Raw genomic sequence first — 18,204 nt, forward strand, 5'->3', positions numbered from 1 at the left:
TCTGGCGGCCGCCGCCGCTGGCCGCCGCCGCCGCTGGCCGCCGCCGCCGCTGGCCGCCGCCGCTGGCCGCCGCCGCCGCTGGCCGCCGCCGCCGCTGGCCGCCGCCGCCCTCGACGAAACCTGCGTCCAGTGGCGCTGCGCTCTGCTGAAGCCGCGTCCCGGGGTGGCGCCGCATTCGCTGGCACCGCGTCGTGCACGCATTGCCGCCCTGCTGGTGCCGCGTCCAGCGGACACCGCCACCCAACAGACACCGCCTCCAGGGCGCGCGCCGGATCAGGCGCTTGCGCGGCGCACCAGAGACGTCGGCAGCAGCAGCGAGGGCGGAAGACCGGCGTCGCCCGCCAGCTCGCCCAGCAGCCGCCACGTCATCGTGCGGCCGAGCTGCTCGACGTCCTGGCGGACGGTGGTGAGCGGCGGGGTCGCGGTCGACGCGAGCAGGGAGTCGTCGAACCCCACGACCGCCACGTCCTCGGGCACGCGCCTGCCTCGGGCGTGCAGCACCTTCAGCACGCCCAGGGCGATGATGTCGGCGGCGACGAACACGGCGTCGATCCCGGGGGCGCGGTCGAGCAGTTCCGACATGGCGATGGCGCCGCTCTCCGGGGTGAAGTCGGCCTCCGCCACGAGGTCCGCGGACAGCTTCGCCTCGCCGAGGCCCCGTCGCCAGCCGCTGAGCCGGTCCAGGCCCGCCGCCATGTCGCGCGGGCCCGCCACGGTCGCGATCCGGGTGCGTCCCAGTGAGACCAGGTGCCGCACGGCGTCGAGGCCGCCGGTGAAGTTGTCCGAGTCCACGAACGGGACCGAGCCCGCCGCGAGCGGGCGGCCGCCCGCCACCACCGGCAGGCCGAACTCCTGGAGTCGCAGCGGCAGCGGGTCGTCGCCGTGCAGGCTCACCAGCAGCGCGCCGTCGACGTGACCGCTCGCCAGGTAGGCGAGGAGGTCGTCGTGGTCCTCCGGGCGGCTCAGCATCAGCAGCAGCTGGATGCGCCGGCCGGTCAGCTCCGCGTGCACGCCGCGCAGCACGCCCGCGAAGAACGGGTCGCCGAGCACCCTGCTGCCCTGCTCGGAGATGATCAGCGCGATGGCGTTCGCCCTGTTGCCCGCGAGGGAGCGGGCCGCCTGGTTCGGGCTGTACTTGAGATGGGTGATCGCCGTGCGCACGGCGTCGCGGGCCTTGGCGCTCACGTACTGCTCGCCGTTGATCACCCTGGAGACCGTCGACTTGGACACGCCGGCCAGCCGGGCGACCTCTTCGATCCGCGGGCCGGGCCGTCGTTGCCGGTCGATCTCCGTCATGACGCACATCGTAGGAGTCCGCGACCGCCGGACCGGTGTGACGAAACGCTCGTGTCGCCCGTTCGTGAGAGCGCGACCGCGGTTGGGTACGGGACGGGACGCCTGTGCCGTGCAGAACGTCCCGTCCCGAAGTCGTCAGGGCTCGGTGCCCCACGTGAGGGAACCGCCGGTGTGGGCGGTGACCCTGTCGAAGTCGGTGAGCGCGTTGCTGACGCGGTAGCTGTGGTCGTCGGTCTGGTTGAAAGAGGACCAATCGGACTTCGCTGCCCGTACCTGGATCTCGCCCGTGCTCGCTCCCGCCGCGAGGCTGCCGGAGCCGAAGGAGACCTCGACGTACGCGTCGGCGCCTGTGCGCGCGGCGGGCAGCTTGACCACCCGTGCCTGGACGGTGGCGCACCCGATCTGCGCCCAGTCGCACCACACCTGGTAGGTCGCCGACGGCGCGTCACCGGTGAACCAGTACCTGATCGTCGTGGTGGAGAGGCTGACCGGTGCCGTGCCCCGGTTCGTCAGCTGGAGCGTGGCGCCGATCTGGTTCGTCGTGGCCGCGCCGGACCCCCTGTGCTGCACCGTCAGAGTGGCGGCGACGCCGGGGAGGGTGCGCGTGGTGACCGGAGCGCTGGCGGCGGACACGTTGCCCGCCGTGTCGCGGGCGCGCACCGAGAACGTGTACGGCGTGTCCGGCGTGAGGCCGGTGACCCGCAGGCTGGTCGTGGTCGCCGTCGCCGTGACGGTAGTGCCGCTGAGGACGTCGTACCCGGCCACCCCGACGTTGTCGGCCGAGGCCGTCCAGGTCAGCGTGACGCTCGTCGGGCCGGCATCGGAGGCGGTCAGTCCACTCGGGACAGACGGTGGCTCGCTGTCCTCCACGGCGCCGCCGGGCTCGTTGCCCCACACGGTCTTCCCGTCCTGGCGCAGCGTGATCCGGTCGGTCTGGACGACGGTGTTGCCGCTGCCGAGGCCGGTGTGGGACCAGTCGTTGGCCGGGTCCCAGGTGCCCGCGCTGGTGATCCGGAACTGGACCTCCTTGCGGTACGCGGACTGCCCGGCCGGAGCCACGCCGGGGCACGGGATCTCCACGTAGTACACGGCGCCGCTGTGCTGCACCGGCGCACCGGGTGTGCCGCACTGGTTGTAGTTCGTGGTGACCGTGATCTGGCCGGGTGTGGTGGCGCCGTCGAGCGTGAAGTAGTAGCGCAGGGTGCCGTTGAACGTCCGCGCCGGCCACGCGCTCTTGTTGAGCACGAACGCCTTGATCTCGGTGAACTGGGCGGCGCTCTGGTTCACCGACGCCTGCACGGTCAGCTCGGGGCCGTCCGGGGTCTCCGCGACTGGGAAGGAGGCGAGCGGAGTGCCGCCGAACTCCCCGTACAGCCGGGCGAGCGCGCCGGTGAAGCCCGCGTTGTAGTCGAGCGCGACCTCGTTCATCACGTAGTCGCTGCGGCTGTCGGTGTAGGCGTCGTTGTTGGTGCTGGGACCGCCGACCAGTGCCCCGTACAGCACGTGCCGGCTGACCGCGGGCTCCTGGATGCTGTCGGCCCACGAGCCGTGCGCGCCCCGGTGGTGGGGGTTGCGCGGCGGGTTGGTGCCGAACCCGACGACGTAGCTCGCGTTGCGCGGGTTGTCGCCGAGGGCGTAGTTGATCTGCCGCACCCCGAAGTCGTGGTAGGTCCTGGCGCGCGCACTGTCGCGTGTGGACAGCCAGTCCGAGTAGGTCAGCGCCGCGAACGCGGTGTTGGCGGCGTAGCGCAGCGACCCCCAGCTGTCGAGCACCGCCTGGCCGCCGGGGGAGTAGCGCACCCGGTTGCCGTTGTACCCGGTGGTCCAGAAGTCCAGCCAGCGGTTGGCATCGGTGACGTAGGTCTGCTCGCCGGTCAGCTTCGCCATCAGGACGTAGGCGCCGTAGGACTTGTCGTCCCAGGCGATGGTCCACCTGTAGGAGCGTTCCGTGCTCTGCGGTTCGGTGCCGAGCTTCTGGTACTCCGTCTTCGCCTTGGTCAGGTAGCTCGCGTCACCGGTGGCGCGGTGCAGCCAGATCGCGCCCCAGACGAGCTCGTCCTGGTAGCCGCTCCAGGAGTTGTAGAAGCTCGCGGCGTCCGTGATGCACGAGCTGTACTTGCCGCGGTAGGTGTCCGCGAAGGTGTAGAGCTGCTTGGCGTGCGTGAGCAGGGTGGCCGCGTAGGTGGGATCGGTGTCCTTGAAGACCATCGACGCCGACGCCATGGCCGCCGCGTACTCGCCGGCGAGGTCGGAGCCGGGACACGAACTGTCCACTTTGTACGACGGGCGGGCCATCGGCATGACCTCCGCCGACCCCCACCACGCGTGGTCGGGGTTGCCCGCGCCGACCTGCCCGTAGACGACGTTCGGGGACGGGTGCGCCTTGATGATCCAGTCCGTGCCGTGCCGCAGGTTCGCCATGAGGTGCGGGAGCTGGCCGGAGCTCACGTAGGCGGCCCGGTTCTCGACGGCGCCCCAGGCGAGCATCGACACGCTGAACGCGAAGGGCAGCCCGAACTTCACGTGGTCGCCGGCGTCGTAGAAGCCGCCGGACAGGTCGAGGCCGACGTCGGAGCCGTCGCGCAGCGCCGAGTCCCCGCGCCAGCTCACGCGGTTGGTCGCGGGCAGCTTGCCCGAACGCTGGGCGTCGTAGAACCAGACCGACTTCTGCAGCGCCTCGCCGTAGTTGAACGCGGGTGCGGCCGCCGAAGGTGACACCAGCGGACCGGCCACCACCGCGAGCACCGCGACGAGGACGGCTGTGACAGCTCTGCGTCCGTGCACGTCAGCCTCCGGGGACAGGAGTTCGGACGAATCTGGGAGCGCTCCCAGATCCGGGACTGTAACGGTCACGAAAGCACTGCGACAGAGGGGTTTCCGCGTTCGACGTCGATTCGACGACTCGTCTGTCCGCCTCGATCGCCGCTCACTACAGTCCGGCCACCTGGGAACGCTCCCAGATTCGGGAGGTGTGTCATGACCGGACGGCGCGGTTTCGCGCTCATGGCGGCTTTCGTCTCGGTGGCCGCGAGCATCGGCCTGGCGGTGGTGGCTCCCGCCTCGGCGGCGCCGGGCTGCAAGGTGGACTACGCGGTGCCGAGCCAGTGGAGCGGCGGGTTCACCGCGAACGTCTCCGTGACGAACCTGGGGGAGCGCGTCGACGGCTGGCGCCTGACCTGGACGTGGCCGTCCGGCCAGCGGGTGACCCAGGCGTGGAACGCCACCGTCACCTCCTCGGGTGCCGACGCCACCGCCGTCAACGCCGGCTACAACGGGGTGATCGAGCCGAACGCCTCGGTGTCCTTCGGCTTCAACGGCAGCTGGTCCGGCGCCAACACGGCACCGCAGTCGTTCGCCCTCAACGGCGTCACGTGCACCGGTGAGCCGGGCACGCCCACGACCACGACGACAACCACCACCACGACCACCACGGGGAACCCGGTGCCGGGCGACGCGATGGCGCAGGTGGCGGCGATGCAGCCGGGGTGGAACCTCGGCAACACGCTGGACTCCACGGGCAGCGACGAGACGTCCTGGGGCAACCCGCGCGTCACGGAGGCCTTGCTGGACAACGTGAAGGCGCAGGGCTTCAAGAGCATCCGGATCCCCGTCACGTGGGGCCAGCACCAGGGTCAGGACCACGTGATCGAGGCGGCGTACCTCAACCGCGTCAAGGAGGTCGTCGGCTGGGCGCTGGCGGACGGCTTCCACGTGATGATCAACATCCACCACGACTCGTGGCAGTGGATGGCGGCCATGCCGTCCGACCGCACCGGCGTGCTCACCCGCTACAACGCGATCTGGACGCAGCTGGCCACCGCTTTCCGCGACTCGCCGGGCAAGCTCGTGTTCGAGAGCGTGAACGAGCCGCAGTTCACCGGCAGCTCGGGTGACGCCCAGAACGCACAGCTGCTGCACGAGCTGAACGCGTCGTTCCGCGACATCGTGCGGCGCTCGGGCGGCAACAACGCGAACCGCCTGCTCGTCCTGCCCACCCTGCACACGTCGTCCGACCAGGCGCGCCTCGACGAGCTGGCCACGTCGATCCGCGGGTTCGGCGACCCGAACCTGGCCGCGACCGTGCACTACTACGGCTACTGGCCGTTCAGCGTGAACGTCGCCGGCGGGACGCGGTACGACGCGACCGCGCAGAAGGACCTGACCGACTCCTTCGACCGCGTGCACAACACCTTCGTCTCGCGCGGCGTCCCGGTGATCCTCGGCGAGTACGGGCTGCTCGGGTTCGACCGCCACACCGGCACGATCCAGCAGGGCGAGAAGCTGAAGTTCTTCGAGCACTTCGGCTACTACGCCCGCACCAAGAAGATCACCACGATGCTGTGGGACAACGGCCAGCACCTCGGCCGCACGTCCTTCCAGTGGAGCGACCCCGAACTGATCGCGCACATCAAGTCGAGCTGGACCACCCGCTCCGGCACCGCGTCGTCCGACCAGGTGTTCAGCGCCAGGGCGAGCGCCGTCACCGCCAAGACGATCACGTTGAACCCCAACGGGACCACTTTCACCGGCCTGCGCCAGGGCACCGCGGAACTGGTGCGGGGCACCGACTACACGATCTCGGGCGACCAGCTCACGCTGACCGCCGCGGCGATGACCAGGCTGAGCGGATCACGTGCCTACGGCACGAACGCCGTGCTGACGGCCCACTTCTCCGCGGGGGTGCCGTGGCGCGTCAACCTGGTCACCCACGACACGCCCGTCCTGTCCGCCGCGACCGGCACCACCGGCTCGTTCGCGATCCCCACCGCCTTCCGCGGTGACCTGCTCGCCACGATGGAGGCGAAGTACGCCGACGGGTCGAACGCCGGCCCGCACAACTGGACCTCCTTCAAGGAGTTCGACCGGGCGTTCGCGCCGAACTACACCACCGGCGCGACGACGCTGACCCCGGAGTTCTTCGCCGAGGTCAACGACAACGCGCGGGTGACGCTGACGTTCCACTACTGGAGCGGCGCCACCGTCACCTACCACGTCACGAAGTCCGGCAGCACGGTCACCGGGAGTCCGTGACCTTCAGGCCGCGGCGCAACGCGTCCACCTCGTCGGCGAACATCCGGCGCGAGATCTCCGCGCTTTCGACGAGCGAGGAACCGTGGAACGTGCCGGGGTACAGGCGCAGCTCGGTCGGTACACCCGCGTGCGCGAGCCGTCGCGCGTACTCGACGCCCTCGTCGCGCAGTGGGTCGTACTGGCAGGTGGTGACGAACGCGGGCGGGAGCCCGGACAGGTCGGTGGCACGGGCCGGGGCGGCGTACGGCGAGACGTCGTCGCCGCCCGGTTCGGTGCCCAGGTAGGCGGTCCAGCTGTAGATCGCGTTGGGGCGGTTCCACAGCGGGGTGTCGACGTAGTCCCGCATCGAGTCGGTGTCGAGCCGGTCGTCGAGCTCGGGGATGCCGAGGAGCTGGAAGGCGAGTTCGGGACCGCCTCGATCGCGCGCGAGCAGCACGGTCCCGGCGGTGAGCCCGCCACCCGCGCTCTCGCCGCCGACGCCGAGCCGGGCGGGATCGATGCCGAGCTCGCCGGCCTTGGCAGCGACCCACGTGAGGGCCGCGTAGCAGTCCTCGACCGGTGCCGGGAACGGGTGCTCTGGAGCGAGCCGGTAGTCGACGGACACGACGACGACGTTCAGCTGGTCCACGACCTTCAGCACGTGAGCCTCGAACATCTCGACGCTGCCGATGACGAACCCGCCGCCGTGGATGTACACCAGGCCGGGCACGGGGTTCTCGCGGCCGGCGCGGCCGTAGACGCGCACCCGCACGTCCGGTGCGCCGGACGGACCGGGAACCGTCTCGTCGCGGACGTCGATCGGGTGGGCCGGCTCGTACACCGGGATGAGGTTCGCCAGCTCCGACTGCTGGGTGCGGGCGGCGACCAGTGCCTTGTAGTCGGTCATGGTCACCTGCGGCAGCATGTCGAGCCAGGGCAGCAGTTCGGGATCCAGGTCGTAGCTCATGGGACCCATCCTCGGCTCGGAACGGCGGTGCGGGCAGCCGACACGTGGCGGGCTATTCGGACATCCGGCCAGCCACCTGTCGGGGGCTATGGTGACGGGATGAAGGGCCTGCTGCTGAGGTTGTCCGGGCTGGACGCCGACGCCGAGAGCGCGGTGAGGGTGATCGGGTTCTTCGATCGCCTGATCACCGAACGCGCGGGCCTGGACGTGTTGGTGCGCAGCACGTCCGAGCTCGCCGGGTGCCCGGCCGGCCTGCACGCGCCCGCCCAGGGCCTCCTGCTGCGCGCCGACGCCGGGGGAGCGGTCACGGCGGGCCCGGTGCCCGCGAAGGCCTCGATCCGCGCACTTGAAGGCGGCGTGGAGGTCTGGGTGGCCCGGCAGGGCGCGCCCGCGCCGCTGGACGACATGCTGCTGGAACGGTTCGCGATCGCCGCCGCCGTGCTGCTCGAACACTCCAGCGTGCCCCTGCCGGAACTGGGCGATCCCGCGCTGGTCGAGCTGGTCCTGTCCGAAGGTGCCGGCACGGCGGAACGTTCTCGCGCGCTGCACCTGCTCGGCGTCCCCGCCACGGCGCCGTTGCGCGTGCTGGCGGCCACCGGGGACGTTCCCGGACGTTCGGTGCTGCTGGGGGCCGTGCGTGCGGTGCTGGCCACCGAGGTCCCGGAGACCACCGGCCGTCTCGGCGTCGGCCCGTCGCTGCCCGCGATCGACGCGGCGAAGTCCTGGCAGGCCGCGCGGACGGCGTTGCGGTACACATCGGACAGTGAGCCGGTGGTGTGGTGGGAAAGGCTCGGGAGCCTGGCACTTCTGGCCGATCAGGTGGCCCTCGCCGACATCGATGCCTTGCCCGACGTGCGCGCGCTCGACCGGCTGGCCGCGGAGGCGGGCATGATCACGGTGCTGGACGCGTTGTGCGCCACGGGTTCGGTGCGCAAGGCCGCGGCGGCGTTGCACCGGCACCACAGCACCATGCCCGCACGGCTCGCCCGCGCCGAGTCGGTGCTCGGGTTCGAGCTCGACTCGGCGGCCGGTCGGTTCCGGCTCCACCTGGCGCTGATGTTGCGACGACTGCGGGAGAACGCCGCCGACTAAGCTCGATCGCATGATCGATTCGACGGAAGCGCTGGAGTCGCTGGAGCAGCTCACTGTCGGGTGGCGCGCCATGGTGCTGGACCGGAACCCGGATGCCGACGTGCGCGATCTCCCCGGCATCGCGGTGCGGTGGGCGGACTGCCGGTTCCCGTTCTGGAACTGCGTGACGCTGACCGAGTCCGGCATCGGAGCCGACCTGCTCGCGCAGCGCTTCGCCGAAGCCGCCGACGTCATGCGGACGAAGCAGGAATTCGGTTTCCTGTGGGTGTTCGAGGGCCTGGCGGAGGGTGCCGACCTCGACGCGCTGGCCGGTCGTGCCGGCCTCGAGCACGCCTTCCCCGGCACCGGGATGGCGGGCGACCTGCTGCCGATCCCCGAGCCCTCGCACGCGGAGCTGACGTTCGAGCGGGTGACGACCGACGACCAGCTGCTGGCGTACGCGGACATCAACTCCCGTGCGTACGGCTTCGGCGTGGAGGCCGGGCGCGACGGCATCGCCGGTTCGGCGCTGTGGAAGAGCGGCGTGCACGCGTACCTGGGCCTCCGGGACGGCGTGCCGGTGACCTGCGCGGGTGCGGTCGAGACCGCGGGCCGGCTCTTCGTGGTGCTGGTCGCGACCGAGCCGGGGTGGGAGCGCCGGGGTTACGGCGAGGCCGTGACGCGCAAGGCGTTGTACGAGGCCTGGCGGGCCACCGGGATCACCCGTGCCACGCTGCACGCCACGGCCGCCGGAGCGCCGGTCTACCCCCGGATCGGGTTCGAGCCGAACTCGCCGATCAGGTTCTACGCGCTCAAGGGCTAGTCCCGTGATCGGCTCGGGCTGCTGCCGGATCTGACCAGCCCCGCGAGAGGGGGAGACGTTCGGATCGGAGCGCGTCGCGCTGCTGGACCACCCACTGCTCCACCTGGTCCGCGGACTCCGAGACGGACCGGTCCGTGGTGTCGAGCAGGTGGGTGCACCACCGCGGGTCGTCGGCTGTCCAGCCGGTCCAGCGGTCCCAGGCCATGTCCGGCCAGCCGTCGTCGACGACGGCGCCGGGCAGGTGCCGGGGGTTCGTGGCGTGCTCGCGGTGCCAGGCGGCCCAGCCGAGGAAGGCGCCGACCGCCCGCGCGTCCCACCGGCCCGCGTCGCGCGCGGTGAGCCTGCTGCGCCTGACCTCGTCGGACACGTCGACCAGGCACACCGCGATCCCGTCCAGCAGCGGGGCGCTCGGACAGGCCAGGACCTCGCCGAGCGGGGACTGGCCGGTGAGCAGGAGGTCGACCCCGCGGTCCTGGTACTCCAGCGCGCGGCGCACCCACCTCTCGGTCTCGCGGTGGCGCCAGTGGCGATCGGGGTTCTCGGGCACGCCGACCTCGTCGAAGTCGTGCACGGCGAGCCGCTCCAGCCGCTCGCCCGCGGCGAAGGCGAGCGTGGTCTTGCCCGCACAGCTGGACCCGGTCAGCTTGAGCAGCACCGCACCAGGGTGGCAGGTCAGGAAGGTGTGCTCGAACGTTTTCCAGGCCCGCGCCTGCCACCGGACGAACTCCCGGGACGCGACCTAGCCGCTGACGGGAGCGAGCCACATCCCGGCGAGGGCGTCGACCAGTCCTGTCGCGGCGTCGGGCCAGCTCGCCCGCGGGGTCGGGGTGCCGTCGGCGAGGGCACGCTCGCGTTCGGCGATCATGTGCACCAGCAGCTGGCGTGCCATGTCGTGGCGTTCGGCGCGCACGTCGTCCGGCAGGTCGGCGAGGCAGGCGTTCAGGCCCGCCAGGATGCGCACCTGGGACGGCGACGAGCGCGTCTCCTCCACGATGATCGGCCGCAGCGTCGGGTCGGTCATGACCTGCGCGCCGAACCGGGCGAACCAGGTGGGGCTGCCGACCGCTTCCAGGTGCTCGGTGACCGGGCGGACGAGGCAGTCGAGCCAGTCGCGCAGGCCGGGCGAGTCACCGAGGCCGGTGACCATCCGCTGCCTGATCTCCTCGATGTGCGCCAGGTGCTTGCGCGTGATGGCCCGCACGAGGTCGGCCTTGGTGCCGAAGTGGTAGCCGACGGCGGTGTTGTTGCCCTGGCCGGCCGCCTCGCTGACCTGGCGGTTCGAGACGGCGACCACGCCGTGCTCGGCGAAGAGCCGCTCGGCCGCCGTGAGGATCAGCTCGCGCGTGGCGTGCGCGCGCTCCGTCTTGGACTGGCTGTCCACCTTGGTCATCGTCACCTCCGCTTCGGACATCCGGGACATCCTCGCACCACCCGATGTTAAGTCAAGTGACTGACTTAGACTCGGTGGCGTGCTCCTCGAAGAAACGCCCCCGGTGACCCGTCCGAACGTCGTCGTGGCCGTGCTGGCACTGGGCGGCATCACGGTGTCGCTGATGCAGACGCTGGTCATCCCGCTGCTGCCGAGGTTTCCCGCACTGCTGGGCTCCTCACCCGGCGACACCACCTGGGTGATCACCTCGACACTGCTGGCCAGCGCGGTCGCGACCCCCGTCGTCGGCCGGCTCGGCGACATGTACGGCAAGCGCCGGATGCTGCTGGTCAGCCTGCTCATGCTGGTCGCGGGCTCGGTGATCGCCGCGCTGAGCTACTCGCTGGTGCCGCTGGTCGTCGGCCGCGTTGTGCAGGGACTGGCGGTGGGCGTCATCCCGCTCGGCATCAGCATCATGCGCGACGAGCTGCCGCTCGAACGGCTGGCCGGGGCGACGGCGCTGATGAGCGCCTCGCTGGGCGTCGGCGGAGCGCTCGGCCTGCCCGCGGCGGCGTTCCTGGTCGAGCAGAGCGACTGGCACATGCTGTTCTGGACGTCGGCCGCGGCCGGTGTTCTCGTGCTGGTGGCGGTCCTGGTCGTCGTGCCGGAGTCGCCGGTGCGGGGCGGCGGGCGGTTCGACGTCCTCGGCGCGCTGGGGCTGTCGGTCGCGCTGGTCTGCCTGCTGCTCGGCGTGTCGAAGGCGTCCACCTGGAGCGGCGCCACCACCGCGGGCCTGTTCGTCGCGGCCGCCGTCGTGCTCGGGCTGTGGGGCTGGTGGGAGCTGCGGTCACCGCAGCCGCTGGTCGACCTGCGCACCACGGCCCGGCGTCAGGTGCTGCTGACCAACATCGCCTCGGCGGTGTTCGCGTTCGCCATGTTCGCGCAGTCGCTGGTGCTGCCCCAGATCCTGCAGCTGCCGGTCTCGACGGGCCACGGGCTCGGCCAGTCGCTGCTCGTCACGGGCCTGGTGCTGGTGCCGTCCGGCCTGGTGATGATGGCGACGGCGCCGGTGTCCGCGCGGATCTCGAACGCGCGGGGCCCGCGCGTCACGTTGGTCCTCGGCGCGCTCGTGGTCGCTCTTGGTTACGGCGCAGGGGTTTTCATGCTGACCGCGGTGTGGCAGCTCGTCGTGGTCTCGGCCGTGATCGGCGCGGGAATCGGCCTGGGCTACGGCGCGATGCCCGCCCTGATCATGGGTGCCGTGCCGACGTCGGAGACGGCCGCGGCCAACAGCCTCAACACGCTGATGCGCGCGATCGGCACGTCGGTGTCGAGCGCGGTGGCGGGCGTCGTGCTCACGCAGGTGGGCGTGCCGTTCAGCTTCCAGCTGATCATGGGCCTGGGCGCCGCGACCGCGCTGCTGGCAGTCGTGATCGCGGCGTTCATCCCCTCGGCACGTCCGGTCAGCTGAAGAACCGCGTGAGCTCGCGGGCGACGAAGTCCGGCTGCTCCTCGGCGAGCCAGTGGCCGGACCCGTCGACGCGCACGACCTCGAACTGGTTCGCGACGTTCGGCAGCGCGCCCAGGAACTGGTCGTAGGACGAGATCGAGGCCAGGCCCAGCACCGGCGGCGTCAGCTTGGCGTACGTCTTGCCGTCCGCGATGTCCTGGTGGAACGCCTGGTACCAGCCGTTGCTCGCGCGGATGGCGTCCGGCGAGTTGTAGTTCTGCGCGTAGATCCGCCGCGACCGCTCGTCGATGGCGGACGGCGTGAACGCGGTGTTGGCGAACAGCCAGTCGACCAGGTAGCGGAACCGGCCTGCCAGCAGCTGCTCGGGCAGGCCCATGACCTGGTTGAACGCGAACCACCAGAGGCTGAACCCGCCCGGCGGGGGCAGCAGCGGGATCTGGTAGAAGCTCTCGTCGGGGTGCAGCACGTCCATGAACGCGACCTTCTTCGTCGCGGCGGGGAAGTTGGCCGCGAAGGCGAACGCGACCATGCTGCCCAGGTCGTGCCCGACGATGTTGACCTGGTCGTACCCGAGCTTCTTGACGAGCTCGTGGATGTCGGTCGCCATCGTCTTCTTGTCGAACCCGCCCTGCGGCTTGTCCGATCCGCCCTGGCCGCGCATGTCCACCGCGATGACGCGGAACTTCGTCGCGAGCGCGGGCATGATCTTGTTGTACAGCCACCACGTCTGCGGCCATCCCGGCAGCAGGAGCAGCGGTTCTCCCCGCCCGCCGGTGACGTGGTGCAGGCGCACGCCGTTCACCTCGGTGTAGTTGTGCTTGAAGCCGGGGAGGTTCGGCTCGGGTGCCGGCCTCCCGGTGTCGGCACCGGCGGTCCCCGTGCCCGCGGCGAGCGCGGCGCCCGCACCCAGCGCGAACACCCTGCGCCTGTTCAGCTCCATGTTCCTTGCCCCCATCCGTTGCTCGGCGCGGACATCCGAACAAGCGGCGCTCGAGCACGAGTGGAGATCAGGGAACGAGGTGGTGGGCGACCTTCGGGCAGATACCGCCCTCGCTCTCGCGGTCCTCGGCGGTCCACCCGCGCGGCCTCACCCGAGTTCGGCGGAGTCGGTGAGCCGCAGCTTGCGCCGCGCCCGCTGGTAGAACGTCGTCATCCCGAGCCGCACCACCCGCGCGGCACCGGCACGGCCGCGCAACGACACCCGCTGTCCCGGCTCGACGTACCCCGCGACCATGCCGTCCACCTCCACGGCCAGGCGGCCGCTGGACGGCAGCAGGTCGAGGTCGACCTCGTCGTTCACCGACAGCACCACGCCCCGGCTGTAGGCGGAGTGGGGGGCGGCCGGGGTGACGAGCAGCGCTTCGACGGACGGGCTGGTGATCGGGCCGCCCGCGGAGAAGCTGTAGGCGGTGGAGCCGGTCGGCGTGGCCACGATGACGGCGTCGGCGGCGTAGCTGACGAACGGCTGGCCGGCCACCCGGACGGCGACGCGGGCGCTGCCCTCGCCGGGGATGCGGACCACGGCGACGTCGTTGAACGCGGTGACCGCCTGGTCGTTGAAGCGCGCGTCGACGGCGATGCGGGGTTCGACGGTGAAGTTCCGGGCGTCGATGGCGCTCAGCGCTGCGGGCAGGTCCGGGACGTCGACCTCGGCCAGGAAGCCGAGTCTGCCCAGGTTGACGCCGAGGACGGGCGCTCGTTCGCCGTCGGCCATGCGCATGGCGCGCAGCATCGTGCCGTCGCCGCCGAGGCTCACCAGCAGGTCGGCGCGGCGGCCCAGCTCCTCCGCGGTGACCGGGGTGGCCTCGCAGCGCAGGCGCTGGATCTCGTCGGAGATGCCGAGGATCTCGACACCGCGCTTGGTCGCCCAGCCGAGGACGGCCTCGACGGCGGCGGCGGAGTCGCGTCGCGGGTGCAGCACCAGGCCGGCGGCGTGCACGTCAGATCGTCCTCTGTCGGGTCACGGCACCAGTCTGCCGAATTCCCGCGCGCCGTGCGTCCCTCGTCCGAACGGCCGGTGCCCGCGCTCCCGATTCGTTCGGCGTGCGGGCGCGGCCTGGAGGAGGAGTCCTGGATGGACGCACGTTCCCAGGTCGGCCGCATGACCATCCTGCTGGCCGATCCGATCGTGCGCGCCATCCGCGTGCTCGACAACGGGGACCCTTTGGTGCCGTTGGACTACGCGCCCTGAGTGCCGCCGGCCTGATCAACTACCCGGCCGAGTGGTGGCACTGGTCCTAGGGCGACCGCTACTGGGCGTTGCTGACCGGCGCCGGTCACGCCGTCTAAGGACCGGCGGAGGTGCCTGCATGGGTACGAGCGTGACGAGCCTGCGGCCTCGGAACCGGCGTTGCAGGTCGACCTTGCCGCGGTGCGGGAGTCCGGTGTGGACGTCCCGGTGCTCACGCGCTGACCTGCCTCGTGGCGGGTCCGGCGATCGCGGGCTGCACGGCGGTGCTCACGATCGTGGCGGCGGTCAGCCGACGTTGCGTCGAGGAACCGGTCGTGCGGCGAGGAACGCGGTTGTTCACCTTTGTTTCTTCAGCTCACGGCGTCGACCGTGAAGAACCCCCTCCCGCTACACAGGGCGGCGAGGGAAGGGGGAACACCGTGAGTGACGAGGTGAAGCTGCCGAGATCGTCGATCTGACGACGGGTCATCGGCAGGGCGGGGTGAGGTCGACGTCCGGAAAGTGGCGGTTCCAGTCGGGGGCGGACAGGGGCGGCGACACCGCGGCGCAGATGCGTTCGGCGGCGTGCTCGACGTCGGCCTCCCACGCTCGGACGGTCCGGTCGCCGCCCGCGCTGAGCAGCGTGTGGCCGTCGGACGTGAACGCGAGCGCGTAGACCCGCTCGGCGTGGCCGGACAGGGTGGCGAGCGGGGTGCGGTCGCTCGTCCGCCACAGCCGGACGTCGTGGTCGGCGCTCGCGCTCGCCAGCGTCGCGCCGTCGGGGGAGAACGCGACGGCGTGCACGGTGTCGGTGTGGCCGGTGAGCTCGGCGTTGAGAGCACCGGTCGCGGCGTCCCACACGCGGACGGCGAAGTCGGTGCCCCCGGTGGCCAGGAGCGTGCCGTCGGGACTGAACGCGACGGACTTGGCGACGTGCGACCCGCCGGCGAGGTGGGTGGTCACCCGGCGCTGGGCGACGTCCCAGATCCGGACGCTGAAGTCGTCGGAGCCGCTGGCCAGGCGGCGGCCGTCCGGGCTGAAGGCGAGCGACTGCACGGAGTCCGAGTGGCTGCGCAGCGTGCCGAGCGAGGCGCCGGTCGCCGCGTCCCACAGGACGATGGCGCGGTCGGTGCCGGCGGTGGCGATGGTGGCCCCGTCCTGGCTGATGGCCAGGGCGTTGACGGCGTCGGAGTGACCCGCGAGGTCCGGGAGCTTCACCGGTGTGCCGCTGACGTCCCAGCGGTGCACGCGGCGGTCGGCGCTCGCCGCGAGCAGGGTCCTGCCGTCCGGCGTGAACCTGACCGCGTTGACGGCGTCGCCCGGCCCGGTGAGGACCGCGAGGAGCCTGCCGTCCTGCCACAGCTTCACGGTGCGGTCGTAGCCGCCGGTCGCGATGATCTCGCCGTTCGTGGCCACGGCGTAGACGGAGTCGTCGTGGGCCTGGAGGAGCTCACCGGGCAGGTCCCACAGCCGGACGGTGTGGTCGTCGCTCGCGGTGACCAGCGTCGTTCCGGCGAACGTGGCCGCGACGACGGCGGCGGTGTGGCCGGCCAGCACGAGCGGATCGGGCCGGGTCAGGTCCCAGACGCGGGCCGTGCGGTCGACCGAGGTGCTCGCGAGGCGGCCGTCGGGGCTGAACGCCAGGCCGCGCACGGCGTCGGTGTGCCCGGACAGCGTGCGCGGTTCGCCGCCGTTCGCCGGCCAGATCCGGACGTCGCGGTCGTGGCTGACGGCGATGCTCTGGCCGTCCGGGCTGACGGCGACCGCGTGGACCGGCCCTTTGCCCGCGAGCGTGCGCGAGGTGGTGCCGGCCAGGTCCCACACCAGCGCGGCGCCGTCCCCGGTTCCGGCGACGAGCCGGTCCGCGCCGAACGCGAGCGAGATGACCGCGCCGGGGTGGGGCAGTTCGGCGATCCTGCGCGGGCTGCGCAGGTCGGTGAGGTCCCACAGCCGGACGAACCGGTCGGTGCTCGCGGTGGCCAGGATCCGGTCGTCGCCGCTGAACGCGACGGCGTTGACGTGGTCGGGGTGGGCGAGGGTGGCGAGCACGCCGCCGGTGCCCGGATCCCACAGCCGGGCCGTGCGGTCCCATCCGGCCGTGGCCAGGACCGCGCCGTCGGAGGTGAACGCGACCTTCGCGACGTTGTCGGTGTGACCGGTGAGCGTGGAGACCTCGCGCGGGTGGTGCGGGTCGGCGACGTCGACCACGTCGACCGTGTGGTCCCGGCTGGAGCTGGCCAGCAGCTTGCGTCCCGGCGAGTACGCGACGGAGTTGACGTTGTCGCCGTGGCCGGTCAGCCGGGTGGCGTAGAACGGCGTGAACGCGCTGAGCACGGCGCTGCGGGCGTCGGGCGTGGGGGAGAGCCGGTAGGCGGCGAGCGCGAGCTGGGCGGCGAGCGCCGGATCGGTGCCGCGCAGCCGTTTCGCGTCCTGCGCGACCTTCTGCGACAGCGCGTTGTTGCGCTGCCTGGTCGCCTCGCCGCCGGCCCGCACCGCCAGGACGCTGATGCCGGTCGTGACGACCAGGAGCAGGGTGAGCAGGCCGACGAGGACCTGCAACCGGCGCCGGCCCCGGCGGGCGTTCGCGAGCTCGGCCGACTCCGCGGCGACGCTGGTCGTGAGGAACTCGCGCTCGCGGGCGGTCAGCGGGTGCGGCGGGTCCGTCAGCCACGAGCGGAACGACTCCAGGCGCACCCCGCGCACGAGCGCGCCGGGATCGCGGTCGAGCGACTCCCACACCGCCGCCGACTCGGCGAGGTCGCGATGGGCGCGCAGGCCGTCGCGGTCGGCCGCCAGCCACTCGCGCAGCCTCGGCCAGCTGCGGATCAACGCCTCGTGCGTGATCTCGATCCGGTCGTGGTCGACCGTGATCAGCCGGTGCGTGGTGAGCGCCTCCAGCACGAGCGCGACGTCCGGTTCGTCGTCGAGCTCGGCGCGGCTGATGCGGCGTTTGGTGTCTTCGGTGCCGTCGCCGACCGCGGTGAGCCGGAGGAACAGCGACCGCACGAACTCCTGCTGCCCTCCGGTGAGCCCGGTGAACACCGACTCGGCCGTGCGGGTCAGCGCGCCCTCGAACCCACCCGCGGCGCGGAAGCCCTGCAGCGTCAGGGTGTTGCCCTTGCGGCGGTGCCACGTCTCCAGCAGCGCGTGCGAGAGCAACGGCAGCGCGCCGGCCTGCTCGGCGCAGTTCGCGACGAGCTCGGCGACCAGGGCGGTCTCGACGGTGTGCCCGATGCGCCTGGCCGGCTGGATGATCGCGGCGCGCAGCTCGTCGGTGCTCATCGGGCCGACGGTGACCTGGGCCCGGCCCATCGCCTCGACCAGCGCGGGGAAGTCCGTGCAGTGGCCGTAGAAGTCGGCCCGCACGCCCAGCACCACCCGGTGCGCGGTCAGCCGGTCGACGAACCGCCTGCGGGTGTCGCGGTCCTCGCAGAGGGTGAAGATCTCCTCGAACTGGTCGACCACGAGAACGGTGTCCTCGCCGGCGTCCCGCAGCGCTCTTTCGCACTCCCGCAGCGGACTGGGACCGGGTGTGAACAGCACGGCCCGGTCGCCGAGTCGGGGCATCAGACCGGCCCTGAGCAGCGACGACTTGCCCGCGCCCGACGCGCCGACCACCACGACGACGCGTTCGTCCGCGGCCAGGCGGGTGAGCCGGTCGACCAGGCGGTCGCGGCCGAAGAACCGGTCGGCGTCCTGCTGCCCGAACGCGGTCAGCCCGGCGTAGGGCGAGCCGGGGTCCTGCTCGGGCCGGGGTTCGGCCTCGGCCGCGGCGTGCCAGCGGCGCTCCCACTCCTCCTCGGAACCGCCGCACGCGCGCACGTACGCGAGCGTGACCTGCAGCGTCGGCAGCTTGCGCCCGGCGGCGGCCTGGGACAGCGCCGCCTCCGAGTAGTGCGTCAGCGCACTGAGCCGGCGGTAGGTCGGGCTGCCCGCCCGCTCCCGCAACGACCTGAGCTCCCGCGCGAACGCGAGCACCGCCGAGTCACCCGCGTCGAGCGGCCGTTCCTTGCGTGGCATCCCCGTT

At 71.9% G+C, this 18,204-nt stretch carries 13 protein-coding genes; 4 read left to right on the top strand and 9 right to left on the bottom strand.

Annotation, left to right across the window (positions count from 1 at the left end; translation table 11 throughout):
• Positions 1 to 273: 273 nt before the first annotated feature.
• Entirely contained in the window at positions 274 to 1,296 is a 1,023-nt protein-coding gene (locus ORI60_RS22455; protein WP_266039806.1) for a LacI family DNA-binding transcriptional regulator, read from the bottom strand.
• Positions 1,297 to 1,431: 135 nt separating this feature from the next.
• On the bottom strand, positions 1,432 to 4,080 hold the full coding sequence (locus ORI60_RS22460) for a glycoside hydrolase family 9 protein (RefSeq protein ID WP_266039808.1): 2,649 nt from the start codon (positions 4,078 to 4,080) through the stop codon (positions 1,432 to 1,434).
• A gap of 192 nt (positions 4,081 to 4,272) precedes the next feature.
• Between ORI60_RS22460 and ORI60_RS22465 the strand changes: the two genes are divergently transcribed.
• Positions 4,273 to 6,327, top strand: a complete 2,055-nt coding sequence (locus ORI60_RS22465; RefSeq protein ID WP_266039809.1) for a cellulase family glycosylhydrolase — start codon at positions 4,273 to 4,275, stop codon at positions 6,325 to 6,327.
• Here the strand turns inward: ORI60_RS22465 and ORI60_RS22470 are convergent.
• Positions 6,311 to 7,273: an alpha/beta hydrolase gene (locus tag ORI60_RS22470; RefSeq protein WP_266039811.1), complete on the bottom strand. Its 963-nt coding sequence runs from the start codon at positions 7,271 to 7,273 to the stop codon at positions 6,311 to 6,313. The genes ORI60_RS22465 and ORI60_RS22470 overlap by 17 nt on opposite strands.
• A gap of 99 nt (positions 7,274 to 7,372) precedes the next feature.
• On the opposite strand from ORI60_RS22470, the gene ORI60_RS22475 reads away from it, so the two are divergent.
• Together ORI60_RS22475 and ORI60_RS22480 are read left to right on the top strand one after the other, a co-directional pair.
• Positions 7,373 to 8,365 (top strand): helix-turn-helix domain-containing protein, encoded by a 993-nt coding sequence (locus ORI60_RS22475; protein ID WP_266039812.1) that lies wholly within the window; start codon positions 7,373 to 7,375, stop codon positions 8,363 to 8,365.
• Between the two features lie 10 nt (positions 8,366 to 8,375).
• Entirely contained in the window at positions 8,376 to 9,167 is a 792-nt protein-coding gene (locus tag ORI60_RS22480) for a GNAT family N-acetyltransferase (RefSeq protein ID WP_266039814.1), read from the top strand.
• Here the strand turns inward: ORI60_RS22480 and ORI60_RS22485 are convergent.
• Both ORI60_RS22485 and ORI60_RS22490 read right to left on the bottom strand, forming a co-directional pair.
• Entirely contained in the window at positions 9,157 to 9,822 is a 666-nt protein-coding gene (locus ORI60_RS22485) for a hypothetical protein (protein WP_266039815.1), read from the bottom strand. The two genes, ORI60_RS22480 and ORI60_RS22485, sit on opposite strands and share 11 nt — an antisense overlap.
• Before the next feature lie 84 nt (positions 9,823 to 9,906).
• Positions 9,907 to 10,578: a TetR/AcrR family transcriptional regulator gene (locus ORI60_RS22490; RefSeq protein WP_266039816.1), complete on the bottom strand. Its 672-nt coding sequence runs from the start codon at positions 10,576 to 10,578 to the stop codon at positions 9,907 to 9,909.
• A 142-nt stretch (positions 10,579 to 10,720) separates the two neighbouring features.
• Between ORI60_RS22490 and ORI60_RS22495 the strand changes: the two genes are divergently transcribed.
• On the top strand, positions 10,721 to 12,007 hold the full coding sequence (locus tag ORI60_RS22495) for an MFS transporter (RefSeq protein ID WP_416234486.1): 1,287 nt from the start codon (positions 10,721 to 10,723) through the stop codon (positions 12,005 to 12,007).
• Here the strand turns inward: ORI60_RS22495 and ORI60_RS22500 are convergent.
• The 4 genes from ORI60_RS22500 to ORI60_RS22515 all read right to left on the bottom strand — a co-directional run bounded on the left by ORI60_RS22500 (position 12,000) and on the right by ORI60_RS22515 (position 18,197).
• Positions 12,000 to 12,947 (bottom strand): alpha/beta fold hydrolase, encoded by a 948-nt coding sequence (locus ORI60_RS22500; protein WP_266039819.1) that lies wholly within the window; start codon positions 12,945 to 12,947, stop codon positions 12,000 to 12,002. The genes ORI60_RS22495 and ORI60_RS22500 overlap by 8 nt on opposite strands.
• 147 nt (positions 12,948 to 13,094) lie before the next feature.
• Positions 13,095 to 13,946 (bottom strand): NAD(+)/NADH kinase, encoded by an 852-nt coding sequence (locus ORI60_RS22505; RefSeq protein ID WP_266039820.1) that lies wholly within the window; start codon positions 13,944 to 13,946, stop codon positions 13,095 to 13,097.
• 463 nt (positions 13,947 to 14,409) lie between these two features.
• Positions 14,410 to 14,538 carry a hypothetical protein gene (locus ORI60_RS22510; RefSeq protein ID WP_266039821.1) on the bottom strand — a complete coding sequence of 43 codons (129 nt, stop codon included), beginning with the start codon at positions 14,536 to 14,538 and terminating at the stop codon, positions 14,410 to 14,412.
• 125 nt (positions 14,539 to 14,663) lie between these two features.
• Complete coding sequence (locus ORI60_RS22515; RefSeq protein ID WP_266039822.1) at positions 14,664 to 18,197, bottom strand: helix-turn-helix domain-containing protein; 3,534 nt, start codon at positions 18,195 to 18,197, stop codon at positions 14,664 to 14,666.
• Positions 18,198 to 18,204: the final 7 nt, after the last annotated feature.

Origin of the sequence: Lentzea sp. NEAU-D7, from assembly GCF_026242055.1 — a bacterium.
In the GTDB taxonomy this organism is placed as follows: Bacteria; Actinomycetota; Actinomycetes; order Mycobacteriales; family Pseudonocardiaceae; genus Lentzea.